At 46.4% G+C, this 13,170-nt stretch carries 12 protein-coding genes; 9 read left to right on the top strand and 3 right to left on the bottom strand.

Going from position 1 to position 13,170, the window contains the following annotated elements; genetic code table 11:
* Positions 1-14 precede the first annotated feature (14 nt).
* Complete coding sequence (gene recN / locus AABI08_RS01570; RefSeq protein ID WP_338343355.1) at positions 15-1,697, top strand: DNA repair protein RecN; 1,683 nt, start codon at positions 15-17, stop codon at positions 1,695-1,697.
* A 69-nt stretch (positions 1,698-1,766) separates the two neighbouring features.
* Here recN and AABI08_RS01565 read toward each other — a convergent pair whose 3' ends face one another.
* Both AABI08_RS01565 and AABI08_RS01560 read right to left on the bottom strand, forming a co-directional pair.
* Entirely contained in the window at positions 1,767-3,074 is a 1,308-nt protein-coding gene (locus AABI08_RS01565; protein ID WP_338343354.1) for an NCS2 family permease, read from the bottom strand.
* Positions 3,075-3,343: 269 nt separating this feature from the next.
* Positions 3,344-3,865 carry an HdeD family acid-resistance protein gene (locus AABI08_RS01560; protein ID WP_338343353.1) on the bottom strand — a complete coding sequence of 174 codons (522 nt, stop codon included), beginning with the start codon at positions 3,863-3,865 and terminating at the stop codon, positions 3,344-3,346.
* Positions 3,866-4,191: 326 nt separating this feature from the next.
* Here AABI08_RS01560 and pepA point away from each other — a divergent pair, with 326 nt between their 5' ends.
* The 8 genes from pepA to holA all read left to right on the top strand — a co-directional run bounded on the left by pepA (position 4,192) and on the right by holA (position 12,146).
* Positions 4,192-5,265, top strand: coding sequence for a glutamyl aminopeptidase (gene pepA, locus AABI08_RS01555; RefSeq protein ID WP_338343352.1), 1,074 nt, complete (start codon positions 4,192-4,194; stop codon positions 5,263-5,265).
* Positions 5,265-6,449 carry an FtsW/RodA/SpoVE family cell cycle protein gene (locus tag AABI08_RS01550; RefSeq protein WP_338343351.1) on the top strand — a complete coding sequence of 395 codons (1,185 nt, stop codon included), beginning with the start codon at positions 5,265-5,267 and terminating at the stop codon, positions 6,447-6,449. Before pepA ends, AABI08_RS01550 begins: the two co-directional genes overlap by 1 nt.
* Before the next feature lie 10 nt (positions 6,450-6,459).
* The gene (locus tag AABI08_RS01545; protein WP_338343350.1) at positions 6,460-6,960 is read left to right on the top strand and encodes a YlbG family protein; all 501 of its coding nucleotides are present in this window, start codon (positions 6,460-6,462) and stop codon (positions 6,958-6,960) included.
* Complete coding sequence (gene rsmD, locus AABI08_RS01540; protein ID WP_338344116.1) at positions 6,960-7,526, top strand: 16S rRNA (guanine(966)-N(2))-methyltransferase RsmD; 567 nt, start codon at positions 6,960-6,962, stop codon at positions 7,524-7,526. Before AABI08_RS01545 ends, rsmD begins: the two co-directional genes overlap by 1 nt.
* 8 nt (positions 7,527-7,534) lie before the next feature.
* Entirely contained in the window at positions 7,535-8,011 is a 477-nt protein-coding gene (gene coaD / locus AABI08_RS01535) for a pantetheine-phosphate adenylyltransferase (RefSeq protein ID WP_338343348.1), read from the top strand.
* Between the two features lie 109 nt (positions 8,012-8,120).
* On the top strand, positions 8,121-8,843 hold the full coding sequence (locus AABI08_RS01530) for a helix-hairpin-helix domain-containing protein (RefSeq protein ID WP_338343347.1): 723 nt from the start codon (positions 8,121-8,123) through the stop codon (positions 8,841-8,843).
* Positions 8,843-11,179 carry a DNA internalization-related competence protein ComEC/Rec2 gene (locus AABI08_RS01525; RefSeq protein ID WP_338343346.1) on the top strand — a complete coding sequence of 779 codons (2,337 nt, stop codon included), beginning with the start codon at positions 8,843-8,845 and terminating at the stop codon, positions 11,177-11,179. The genes AABI08_RS01530 and AABI08_RS01525 overlap by 1 nt, the downstream gene beginning before the upstream one ends.
* Positions 11,148-12,146 carry a DNA polymerase III subunit delta gene (holA, locus tag AABI08_RS01520; protein WP_338343345.1) on the top strand — a complete coding sequence of 333 codons (999 nt, stop codon included), beginning with the start codon at positions 11,148-11,150 and terminating at the stop codon, positions 12,144-12,146. The genes AABI08_RS01525 and holA overlap by 32 nt, the downstream gene beginning before the upstream one ends.
* 57 nt (positions 12,147-12,203) lie before the next feature.
* Here the strand turns inward: holA and AABI08_RS01515 are convergent, their stop codons facing one another.
* Positions 12,204-13,163 carry a Dyp-type peroxidase gene (locus tag AABI08_RS01515; RefSeq protein ID WP_338343344.1) on the bottom strand — a complete coding sequence of 320 codons (960 nt, stop codon included), beginning with the start codon at positions 13,161-13,163 and terminating at the stop codon, positions 12,204-12,206.
* Between the last annotated feature and the right edge of the window lie 7 nt (positions 13,164-13,170).

Raw genomic sequence — 13,170 nt, 5'->3', positions numbered from 1 at the left:
AGAAAGGATGCAGGATGCTTGAACAATTAACCATACAAAATTTTGCGATTATTGACCAAGTTGACTTGTCATTTGACGACCAATTAACCGTTTTAACAGGTGAGACTGGTGCCGGAAAATCAATCATTATCGATGCCTTGGCCATGGTTACCGGTGGACGAGCCAGTACGGAAATGATCCGTAAGGGGGCCGACAAGGCCGTCTTACAGGCTGTTTTTTCCCTTGTAGGTGACCGAGCTGCCGGTTTACGAGAACAGTTGAGTGCTGCCGGGATTGAACTTAGTGACGACCAGGTTGTTATCTACCGCGAGTTTAACCACAAAGGCCGGTCAATCGTGCGCATTAACGGCGTAATCGTCCCCCTCAAGGTGCTATCCGAATTTGGGTCCCAGTTGGTTGAAATTCAGGGCCAGCATGATACCTCCCTGCTGTTAAATCAGGATCACCATTTAGACCTGTTGGACCAGTTTGCTGAAACTGATTTAAGCCGGGCTAAGGATGAGTATCAAGGGCTTTTTTACCGCTACCGTGATATTACCCGACAGATTGATCAATTGAAAAATCGGCGGCAGGATATTAATCAGCGGTTGGACCTGCTTTCTTTTCAGCAAGAGGAGTTGAAGGAAGCCAACCTGCAACCAGGAGAAGAAGACCAGCTTTTAGCCGATCGGAGCAAACTAGCAAATCATAAAAAGATTGCGGATGCTCTAGACCAGGCTCAGCAGGCTTTGAATCCAGGTTTAGATGGCGGTGCGATTGATCTTTTGGCTGCTGCTCATCAAGCGATGACCCAGGCTGCTGCTTATGACTCAGATTTTGAAAACTTGGCTCAATCGTTATCGGAGGCCTACTATGCTGCCCAGGATGCTGGCCGTGATTTAGACGAGGCGGTTTCTGATTTGACTTTTGATGAGGGCGCATTAGTTGAAATCGACGACCGCTTGCAGGTGATTCATAACCTGAAGCGGAAGTATGGCGAGTCTGTTGATGAAATTTTAGCATTCCAGCAAAAGGTTGACCGCGAGTTGGCCGACTTGGACGGTGGTTCCTTCGATTTGGAATCATTGACGAAGGAAAAAGAAACCATCAAGGGCAAAATTGTTGCCGCTGCCCAAGCGCTGACAAAAAGCCGGCAAAAGGTAGCTAAGAAGTTGGAGAAGGCGGTTAACCGTGAATTGGCGGACTTGTTGATGGAGCAAGCCTATTTTGAGGTTCAATTTACGCCCGTGACGGGCTTTTTGCCTAGTGGGGCGGATAAGGTTGCCTTCTTTGTTCAAACAAACCAGGGTGAGGGCACTAAGCCCCTAGAAAAGGCTGCATCCGGCGGTGAGGCCTCACGATTGATGCTGGCCTTGAAAACGATTTTCATTGCCCAACACGGTCTACCAACGGTTGTCTTTGACGAAATCGATACCGGTGTTTCCGGTCGAGTTGGTTCCGCTATTGCCAAGAAGATGCGAACAATCGCTGAGAAGACGCAGGTTATGGCGATTACCCACTTGCCTCAAGTGGCCGCTGCGGCTACCCACCACTTCTTGATTGAGAAGTTTAATCAGAACGATCGAACAGTGACACAGGTTAAGGACCTGCCAGAAAATCAGCGTGATGAAGCGATTGCGATGATGCTTTCTGGCAACCAGGTAACCGATGCCGCTTTGGCAAACGCCAAGGATTTGCGGGCAAAGGCACAGGGATAAAAATAAACACTAAAAAAAGCGTTGGAAAAATTAATTCCAACGCTTTTTTGCAGTAATCGTAAAGCTGATTTAACTGTGGGTTGAGTACAAGAACAAGACGAAGATAATGGCCAAGAGGTACATCAACCAGTTAACTTCCTTTGCACGTTTTGTAGCAATCATCGTGATTGGGTAAACGATAAAGCCAAGGGCGATACCGTCTGAAATTGAATAAGTTAATGGCATTCCAACAACAACCAAGAAGGCAGGTGCTGCAACGGCCAAGTCGTCCCACTGAATCTTTTGCAAGTTCTTGGCCATCATGATTCCAACAATTACCAAGGCAGGGGCAGTAACGGCATCCGTTACCACTGACAACAATGGTGAGAAAATCAAGGCAGCGAAGAAGAGCAAACCAGTCACAACAGAAGTCAAACCAGAACGGCCACCAACGGCGATTCCTGATGATGATTCAACGTAAGCTGAAGTTGGTGAAGTTCCCAAAACGGCACCGGCAGTCATTCCAACGGCATCGGCCATCAAGGCCTTACCGGCACGTGGCATCTTATTGTTTTCCATGAAGCCAGCTTGTTCAGCCAAACCAATCAAAGTACCAGCCGTATCGAAGAAGGTCACAATCAAGAAGGTCAAGACGACAATCCACATTTGGAAAGTATTGATGTGACCAAGGTAGTTGATTGATTCACCAAATGTTGGTTTCAAAGAAGGAACAGAACCGATGATTGAGCTTGGCATCTTGATCAAACCGAAGATGAAGCCAACGATTGTTGTGCCAATCATTCCAACGAAGATGGCAGCTGGCGTGTTCACGGCCAACAAAACCAAAGTCAAGACGATTCCAAAAATAGCTAAGAGCGTGTTGGCGTTTGTCAATGAGCCCATGGCAACCATCGTGTCCTTGTTTGCCACAATCAAACCAGCGTTGTGCAAACCAATGAAGGCGATGAAGAGGCCAATTCCAGCAGCGATAGCAATCTTCAAATCAGAAGGGATTGCATCGATGATTTTTTCACGAATCTTAAACATTGTTAAGAGCAAAAAGATAATGGCGGCAACTAAGATACCAGCCATTGCAGTTTGCCACTTGACGCCCATACCGATAACAACGGAATAAGCGAAGAAAGCATTGACACCCAAACCTGGGGCAATTGCGATTGGGTAACGAGCAACCAGACCCATGAAGATGGTGGCAATTCCAGAGGCCAAGGCAGTGGCTGTAAAGACGGCCCCCTTGTTCATACCAGCGTCACCAAGGACAGTTGGATTTAAGAACAGGATGTATGACATGGCTACGAAAGTAGTCAAGCCGGCAACCACTTCTTTTCTAAAAGAAGTGCCCAGTTTTTCAAACTGGAAATATGATGAGAGAAAGGACATAAGTGACTCCTTATAATATTTTTCCTACCTGAATATTTTAGCAAGAAATATTTGCTTTGTCTGAGCGAAATGCGCAAAATGGCTTGATAAAAACGAACATTAAATAAAAGTAAAACTAATTGTTCACTTTTTATAATTTTAAATTTTAATGATAATCATTTAAATCTCAGAAAATTGAGTTTATCACTGCTAACTGGCAATTTCTATTCCAAAGCGAAATCTAAGCTGATTTTTCACCGGATTGGTGATTTTGCTATACAACAGGAAATTTAAAAACGGAAAAACATTAAGAGGCGGTAAACACCGAGAATAATGAGAGTGATGCCTAACCACATCCAAATGATAGCGCCACCAAAGATAGGGCTAACCATCAAAAGAATACCGGCAACGATATGTAAAACGGCAGAAAAGGTCAACCAGGCTTGGTGGTCTTCAAGGCGGCTGACGATTGAAAGCTGGATGACCCCCTCAAACAGCCAGGCAATTCCGACCATGAGACCGACGACCGCAAAAAGTGATACTGAAGCAACGCGCATGTTAATGAAGATAATTAAACCAGCCAAAATATAGATAAAGCCCAGTAGGCTAGCACCGGTTTTATTCCACCCGGTTAATGCGGTGTTCTTGATGGCATGAACAATTTTAAATAAACCGGAACCAACCATCATAATCCCAACGATGGCGGCAGCAACGGCCGCCGTATCGGTGGGAAGGATTATAACTAATAAACCAAAGGCGATAGCGATAAGGCCATCTATCCCCATAAAATAACGTAATGAATGACTTGACATAATTTCCTCCTTTTATTTTGTGTCTTATATGACTATTATAACGTTATTGTGTAGCATTTGAAATAAAATATATTAACTAGAGTATATGATTGAGGTTAGTGAAAGAATCTAATTGAAAGATAAGGGGCAAGAGAAGGTCAAAAGAAATAGTGATTACTTGAGTGATTTGTTTCGATAAGGTTCTTATCGGGGATTTTTGATTGCCTGTAAAAGTTATCTAACCGGTCGGCGTAAGCTTTGTTAGCCAAACTTGAAGGCTTTGCCAGTCCCCCTCAACTAGGCTATAATAAAGTAACTTTTATATTAAAAACCTTGAGGAGGGCGTTATGGATCAACATACTTGGGAACAACTCGTCAAATATACGGAATTGCAGGGAACATCTGGACAGGAAAATCAGGTTCGTCAAGCATTCAAACAGGACTTAACGCCCTTAGTTGACGAAGTTTACCAAAACAATCTTGGTGGTGTTTTTGGTGTGAAAAATCAGCAGTCAAATGGCCCCCGTGTGATGTTTGCAGCTCACATGGATGAAGTTGGCTTTATGGTCTCTGGCATTTTACCAACGGGGGCCTTGCAAGTGGTTGCCTTGGGTGGTTGGAATCCCATGACCGTTTCTGCTCACCGCTTTACGCTCTTTACAAAGGATGGGCAATATCCGGTTGTGTCATCTTCTGTTTCACCACACTTGTTGCGTGGTAAGACCGGTGGTCAAAGCCAGTTGACCATTGATGATATTCTTTTTGACGCTGGTTTTGAATCAGCTGACCAGGCTCAGACTTTTGGTGTTCGTCCAGGGGACTTTATTGTGCCAGCAACCAAGACAGCCCGTCTTGCTAACCCTAATCGAGCTGTTTCCAAGGCTTATGATAACCGCTTTGGAGTAGTGACAATTTTGTCTGCTCTGGAAGAATTGCAAGGAGTAGAAACGCCAAACACTTTGATTGCTGGGGCAAACGTTCAAGAAGAAGTCGGTCTCCGCGGATCGAAGCCTGCTGTTAACCAATTGAAGCCAGATGTCTTCTTTGCGGTTGATTCTTCGGCAGCAAATGATGTTGATGGTACAGTTGGTCGTCAGGGAGTCATGGACCAAGGAACGTTGATTCGCGTCTTCGATCCAACAGTTGTGACGTCACCACGCTTGAAGGAATTTATCCTGCAAACGGCAGAGGATAACCACATTCCGTATCAATACTTTGTTTCAAAGGGTGGCACCGATGCCGGTGGCGTTCAAGGCCAGGGATTTGGTCTTCCTGCTGTCGCCTTGGGTGTGGCATCCCGCTACATTCATACTCATGAAACAGTGTGGTCAATTCCTGATTTTGAAGCGGCACAGGCCCTTGTAGTCGCAATTGCTAAGTCATTGGATGAAAGCGTTTATCAAGATATTTTGGAGCGGTAATGTTTAAGAAGTTGGAACGTTTGGATTACTGGATTGCGGTGCCTTATGCCGTGCTATCGGCCATCGGAATTGTGATGGTCTTTTCGGCGACCCAAAACGCTTATTTATCGCCCATTATGTCCTTTTCAAAGCAGGCCATTTTCGTGATTGTTGGTTGGATGGTTGCCTTTTTCGCTTTTCGGTTAAACCGGTCCATTCTGCGTTCGCAGAGCGTGCTTAACTTTTTAATGGTCGGGACCACGGGCTTGCTGATTGTGGCCCGCTTAGCGCCGGCCATTAACGGTGCTCACGGGTGGATTAACCTGGGGCCGGTGACTTTACAACCGGTTGAATTATCAAAAATCGTGTTGATTTTGTATTTTGCTCATTGGTTTGATAAAAAGCCTTGGTTGCCACGTGCGGGCTTGAGACGCCAAATTCGCCAATGGACGGCACCTGGTATGCTACGGAAGCTCTTTTTACCCGCTGTGATGTTGGCAATGAATCTCTTGATGCCCGATTTGGGCAACATGTTTATTACCTTGGCGGTCTTATTAATGATGATGATGGCGTCGGGGATGTCATCTCGGGCTTGCGCTTTCTGGTTGCTTCTGTTCTTTATCATCTTGGTCTTTTTGCCAGATATTATTGGTTTTTTCCACTTGGGAAACTCGTCTTCTTATGCCATCAGACGATTGACGAACTTTGTCAATCCTTGGCATAATGTTGACCAAAGTCGGCAGCTATTGTACTCTTACTACGCCATTTCGCATGGTGGCTTGTTTGGCGTTGGACTGGGAAATTCATTGTTGAAGCCTTATCTACCAGAATCGAACACTGATTTTATTATGGCTGTCGCGGCAGAAGAATTAGGCGCCTTGGCCATCTGCCTTGTTTTGTTGATGGTGTTACTGTTAATTGGTCGCTTGGTCTACTTAGGAATCAAGCAAAAGGGACAGTACAACCGCCTCTTTTTGTATGGGCTGGCTAGTCTCTTATTGATGCAGTCCTTTGTTAATTTGGGCGGCGTTTTGGGCTTGCTGCCAATTACTGGGGTTGTTTTCCCCTTTATCTCAGGTGGTGGCTCATCCTTTGTCTTCTTCTCGGCAGCTATCGGGATTGCCTTGAACGTTTCGGCCAAGGACAAGGAACTAATCCAACCAAACCCGCAAGATTATGCGGCACGAAGGGAATTAAAACGTTAAGATGTTTACCATGAAAGAACGCCGAGCCGTGTATGTTTTCTTACGCGGTTTGAAGCACGTTGAACAATTAAAGAAATTTGGTGACATTAGCTACATTTCGAAGAGAATGGGCTATGTTGAACTTTATCTGAATGAGGATGAGGTTGAAAAAACGGTTGATAAGTTGAACCAGTACCGGTTTGTGAAGACGGTCAAGGTTTCGCCTCGGCCAGATATTGATCCTGATTTGGATGACGTCCATGATGACGTCTTCTTTGAGGCCTACGATCAGGCCCAAGAAGATGCTGAAAAGGACCAATCCGATAAAAAATCAGCGGAGCCAACGGACCGCAAAGACGCAAAATCAGCTAAGCAAACTGGCCAAGGAAAAGGCCAGGAAGCCAAAAATGTGGCAGCTGATCAAAACCAAAAACAGCAGGCTGAAAAGAACGTTCGTCAAGGTAATGAGCAACAGGGTTTGCAGGCTGACGAAAAGAAGCAGGTGCCGGCTGAAAAGGGAGGAAAGTCCTAATGCGTGTGATTGCAGGAAGATTTGGTGGCCTTCGTTTGGATGCCGTCAAGGGACGGGAAACACGGCCGACAACTGATAAAATTAAAGAAGCTATTTTTTCAATGTTGATGCCCTATATCAACGGTGGTCAAGTTCTAGACCTGTATGCTGGAACGGGTGGCCTTGGTATTGAGGCAGTTTCGCGGGGAATGGATCACGCAGTCTTAGTTGACCGACAGAAAGCTGCAATTGCAGTTATCGAGAAAAATATCGAAAAGACCCATGCTGAAGATGCCTTTACGGTCTTGAAGGTTCCAGCCAGCGCTGCGTTGACACGTTTGGCTAGTCAGGGAAAGTCCTTTGATTTGATTTTGCTTGATCCACCGTATGCTAAGGAAAAGCTAAAGGCTGATTTGACGGCAATGGAAGAGGGCGGATTGCTTGCGACCGAGGCCATTATCATGATTGAATCGGACCAAGTCGCTGATTTACCGGAGCCAGGTCTTAACTTAAATTTATTGAAGCAAAAGGACTACGGAATTACGCGAGTGAGCCTTTATAGGTACGAACCTCAACAGGAAAAGTGAGTGGAAAAATGAAAAAAGCAGTCTTTCCAGGGTCCTTTGACCCGTTGACCAACGGCCACTTGGATATTATTCAACGAGCTTCTGAAATTTTTGACGAAGTTGTCGTGGCTGTGGGAATTAATACCAATAAACAGGGATTATTCACGCCGTCTGAGCGCCTGGAGTTGGTGGAAGAGGCCGTAGCTGATTTGCCAAATGTTCAGGTTGGCCAAGTTGGCGGCTTGACGGTTGACTATATGAACGAAATTGGTGCGAAATACCTAGTTCGTGGCCTGCGAAATGCCAAGGATTTCGAGTACGAACGCGATATTGCGGAAGTCAATTCTGTCTTGGCTGGTGTGGAAACGGTCTTGCTCTTGGCCAAACCGGAAAATCAGAATGTTTCATCATCGATGGTCAAAGAAATTGCTAAATTTGGTGCCGACAAGCTCGACGCTTTCGTTCCAGCGGTGGTGGTAACCGCCTTACAAAAACATTTTCAATAAAAAATAGCCGACAGCTCGTTGGTACGTATTCAAAAAGTTGGATATTCGTACCAATCAGCGTGTTGGCTTTTTGTTTGCACTTCGTCTGATTTGCCAGGAGGTCGAGCAGATGACGTACAAAAAATTATTGACTTGGGTGAAGGAGAGTTTGATTGACTACTGGCGCTATTGGCTTATGGCTGGCCTAGGTTTGCTGGCGGTGATTGTTGTGTTTTGGCGATTGAACCCCTTGGGCGCTGAGCAAGGGGCCAAGCAAGATAGCCCTGTGCCAAGACTATCCTCTGCTGTAAATGAAAAGCAGGAAAAGATAGCGGATAAAGGTGAAAAGAGAAAGCCGGATGCTAGTGGCCGAGTGGTGATTGATCTCAAGGGGGCGGTTAACCACCAGGGAGTGGTTGACCTGCCGACGGGTAGTCGCCTCCAAGACGCTATCCAACAGGCTGGTGGCCTAACGGACCAAGCCGACCGTAATCGCATTAATTTAGCTCAATTATTGGTTGATGGTCAGGCGCTCTATATTGAAAAAGTTGGCGAAGAGGGGCCAAATCAACTGGCAGGGGTTGGAGTTTCAAGTGGCGCTGGTAATGTTGGTGGCGCTCGATCAGGTGCAATTTCAGAATCTGGTCGAAGTGGCGGGGGAACGCTCGTTAATTTAAACACGGCTAGCGCCAAGGAGTTGGAGGCACTGGATGGCATTGGCCCCAAAAAGGCGGAGCAAATTGTGACTTTTCGGGAGGAAAAGCACCGCTTTCAGTCGGTTGAGGACTTGAAAGAAGTTGGCGGTATCGGCCCCAAACGTTTTGAACAATTAAAAAATCAGGTGACGGTTTAATGGGGCTGCAAGCAACATTGAAGGCATCCTGGTTGGTAGGCGCCCTGTCATTGTTTGTCTACCGACCGAATTTGTTGACTATCTGTTTGGCACTATTTTTTAGTTTACTTGCCTTTTTAACGACGCGTGGCAGGGACTTAATTGTCGTGCTGGCCTTGTCTCTGGCTTTTTTATTGTATTTTTTGGTCGACCAAAAAGCATTAGACCGTCAGGCAAATCAGCCTGAGAAAAAAAGGCAATCCTATACAATCCTTGCCTATCCAGACGAACGAACTACTAATTCTCAGGGGCGCGTTGCTGGCATTGGCCGCTTAAAAAGTTCTGGTGAACGCGTTTATTATTATTACCAGGCGAAGGATCCGGAAGATTTGGCTCGATTTCGGTCATTAGCTGGCCCAACTTTGATGACCGGCCAGGGTGATTTGACGCCAATGATGTCGGCGACTAATTTTTATCAATTTGATTTTAAGGAATTCGCTAAAACGAAGAGAATCACACACCAAGTGCGCTTGCAGGAGGTGGACTTGCGTTCGAATCAAGCGGCTAGCTGGTTTGATCGTCTGAACGCTCAATTTCATCATTGGCATGCGATTTTGTCGGACCATGCCAAGGCACTGCCCAACCCAGTGAGAAACTACGCCTTGGCGCTCCTACTGGGTTCAAAGGATCAAACTTTGTATGATGATAATCCTAAAATTCAGGAATTAGGGTTAATTCATCTGTTTTCGTTATCGGGCTTCCACGTTGCTTTTTTAATCACCGTCATTCGTTGGCTGGGACGATTGGTCGGCCTTTACCAGGAACTTACTTTGGCTATTATGGCTCTTTGCCTCATTGGCTTCTATTGGTTGACGGCCTGCCCACCAATTCTAGTTCGTGCGGTTATTGCCGGTGAAAGCAGGATTTTTGCACAAGCATTTAACCGCCGGTTTGCGTCGATTCAAATCTGGTCATGGTCGCTGTTGTTGACGTTGGTCGTTCACCCACAGATTTTATTGACCCTGGGTGGGCAGCTGTCGTTTTTTCTGACCCTAGCCCTAGCGATTTTGCCCGACTATTGGCCGACTTGGCAAAAGGGACTGTTCTTATCGGTTTTGACCTTTCCTCTAATCGTAGCTCAGCAGTATACCTGGAATCTTTGGCAAAGCCTTGCCAATTTAATCGCTATCCCAGTCTTTTCGTTGGTGATTTTACCCGTTGTGTTGGTTGCTTTTTTCGGTCAGGTGGTGCCGGGCTTGGTTACGATAGCGAATTGGCTGGTAACGATGTTTGACCAAGCTGTTTACTGGTTGGGCAACCTCCCGGGACAAATCGTTATTGGCGCATTGCCTTGGCCAATTTTATTAGTACTGGGGTTTGCGCCGTGGTTTTTATTGGGGGCCGAGAAAACCGGCCGTCGATGGGTGGTCAGTACTTGGCTGTTCGCCTTTTTAACTGGATTTTCCCTAGTACACTTTCCAAGAACGGGGGAGTTTACCACCTTTGATATTGGTCAGGGTGATGCCGCCTTACTCCGCGAACCGTACAATAAGTCAGTGACCTTAATTGATACAGGTGGCAAGGTTTCCTTTCAAAAAACGGGTTTTTCTGGCCAAGAAGCAACTGAAAACAAACCTTATGAAAAACAGAGTTGGCCGAAGAATCAGGAAGGGCAGGCACGGACGGTGATTGTACCCTACTTGCATGCGCATGGAATTAGTCGAATTAATACGTTATCGTTGTCTCACCAGGACCAGGACCATCTGGGGGATGCTCGAGTGATTTTAACGACCTTTCAAGTCGATCAAGTCTTGTTGCCGGCGGGTATGGCTGGGCAGCCAGCTTTTTTGAAGAAAATTCAGCCTTATCTGGGAAAGGCCAGGGTTGTTTCAGTGACTGATCAAATTCAACCAGCTAATTTGCCATTGCGTGTTTTGCACCCATTTCAACCTGGTATTGGGGAAAATGAGGATTCGATTGCCCTTGGTGGTCGGGTTGGTCCGCTAGTCTTATTTACTGCTGGTGATTTGGACCAGGCCGGGGAGAAAAAGATTTTAGCTAAGTATCCGGATTTTCGTCCTAACTTGGTTAAGTTTGGCCATCATGGATCGAAGACGGCGACAAATCCAGCGGTGATGGCCGAGTGGCAGCCGACCTACGGTCTGATTTCTGCTGGTCGAAAAAACCGCTACGGCCACCCAAATCAGGAGGTGCTGGAGATTGCCACTAGGCAGAAGATGATTGTCTACGATACTAGACGTCAAGGTATGCTAAGATATGTATATGAAAATCACAAAAAAGGACATTTCCAGGTAAAAAGCACCAATGACCTTACAAACAGTAAAACAACAAATTGACCAGGGCGCGTTGCCAAGCCTGTACCTGGTGACCGGCAACGAGCCCGCCTTGGTTCAAAAGGCCCATCGATTATTCTCATCGATAATTGATCCAGCTGAGCAAGAAATGAATCAGTCGACTTATGATTTCGCCGAGGTTGGCCTGGACCCAATCCTGGACGATTATTTAAGTGCTCCTTTTTTTGGCGATCACCGCTTGGTTTTGGTTGAAAATCCAATCTTTTTAACGGCTGGATCGAAGTTAACCGCTAACCAGGAAAAGGCTCTGCAAGAAGCATTGGACCATCCTGTACCAGGAAACCTCTTGGTTTTGTTTGCCAATGAGGCTTCTTTGGATAAACGCAAGAAGGTCACCAAGTCCGTTTTGAGTCAGGCAGAGCTTCTTGACTTGCCGGCATTGGATGAACGCCAGACACGCCAGGCCCTGCACCAGTTCTTAGACCAGCGGCAGGTGGAAATCAGTCCAGAAGCGGAGGCCGAGTTACTGTTGAGAACCCAGGCTTCCTATTCAAAGGTCCTGGCCGAATTACCAAAGCTTTTGGCCTATGCTAGTCAGACGAAGACGATTGATTTGACTGGGGTAACCGGCTTGGTGCCAAAGGAATCGACGGCGCAAGCCTTTGATTTGGCCGATTTGGTTTTGAAACAGAAAAAGGCTGAGGCGTTGCATTTGTACCATGACCTTGTTAAAAATGGCGAAGCGCCGTTGCGGCTGAATGCCTTTTTGCTCGGCCAATTCCGCCTGTTATTGCAGGTGGCTGGTTCGAATGGGACTGACCAGTCCGTTGGAACCGCTTTGAAGGTTCATCCTTATCGGGTAAAGCTGGCACGACAATCATTGCGCCACTATCGGCTGGGACAGGTGCGGGCCGGATTCCTACAAATTTTGCAGATGGAAATTAAGATGAAGTCCGAAACGGTTGATCCGCTCTTCCTGTTTGAAAACTTTATGGTTAATTTCCGCTAATTAAAAGGCCCAGCACCATGGAAATTGGTGTTGGGCCTGATTTATTAGCGTTATATTTTAGTCAAAGTCGCCATCGGCAATTTGTGCTAATGTATCGCGGGATGGGATGAAGAAAAGTTGACCGGACAAAAGTTCTGAGAAGGTCAACAGGAAGTCGGACTTATCAACCATGTTTTGCAACATGCCCTTGGTGACTTCCCAATGGCGGGCGTAACCCATGAAGTAGGTTCCGGTGTTTCCGGTGGCGGGGTCAGAGTATGGCACGTTCATGCGGATAATCTTCTGCTCAACGCCATTTGGCTCGTACTTAGAAGCGACGTTGTGGGCATTTTCATACTTTTCGTCGTCTTCTAATTCTAAATCAGAAAACTTTTCGCGTCCAACAGCCTTTTCTTGGTGTTCGGTCTTCATTTTGTTCCAGAAGTCCATGTTGTGGCGCCACTTTTGAGCAAAGGCGTATGAGCCATTCTCAAAGGCAGCATCCTCATCACCAATCAGGGCGTAGTCAGCAGAATCTTCCGGTGCGGGTGCTTCGGTGCCATCAATGAAGCCGATAATAGCGCGACCTTCAAAGTAGCGGAATCCCTGGGTCGAATCAACGACTTCTGTAAAGTCCTTTAAGAACTTCATGAATTGGGTTTGAGCTTCGACAACAATGGCTTGGTTATTGGCACGAATATGGAAGAAAATGTCACCTTCCGTGGCAGGCATGCCATATTTGGGCCCCTTCATGCCGGCAAAGGTTTCAAGTTCCTTTGGCTTGGCAGACTTTGGAAAGAGTAGTTCCCAAGCATGATTGGAAAAGCCAATGGCAACCTTCAAAGTTGAGGGCGAACCATCATTTTGACCATCGCGGATTCTTAGCGAACGAATGATGGCTTGTGACCGGTCCGCAAAATCGACGATGGCATCATGCAGGTCGGCTTGTGGCAAGTCCTTAAATTTCAATACTGTAAACTGGACGCTTTGTCCAATGTCTTTCCAGACATCTTGGGCGACTTTCGGATTAATTGGCATTGTAGTA

This window comes from Fructobacillus evanidus (assembly GCF_963580165.1).
GTDB lineage: Bacteria > Bacillota > Bacilli > Lactobacillales > Lactobacillaceae > Fructobacillus > Fructobacillus evanidus.
The sequence above is the reverse complement of the archived record's forward strand: the minus strand, read 5'-3'. Positions and strand labels throughout refer to the sequence as shown.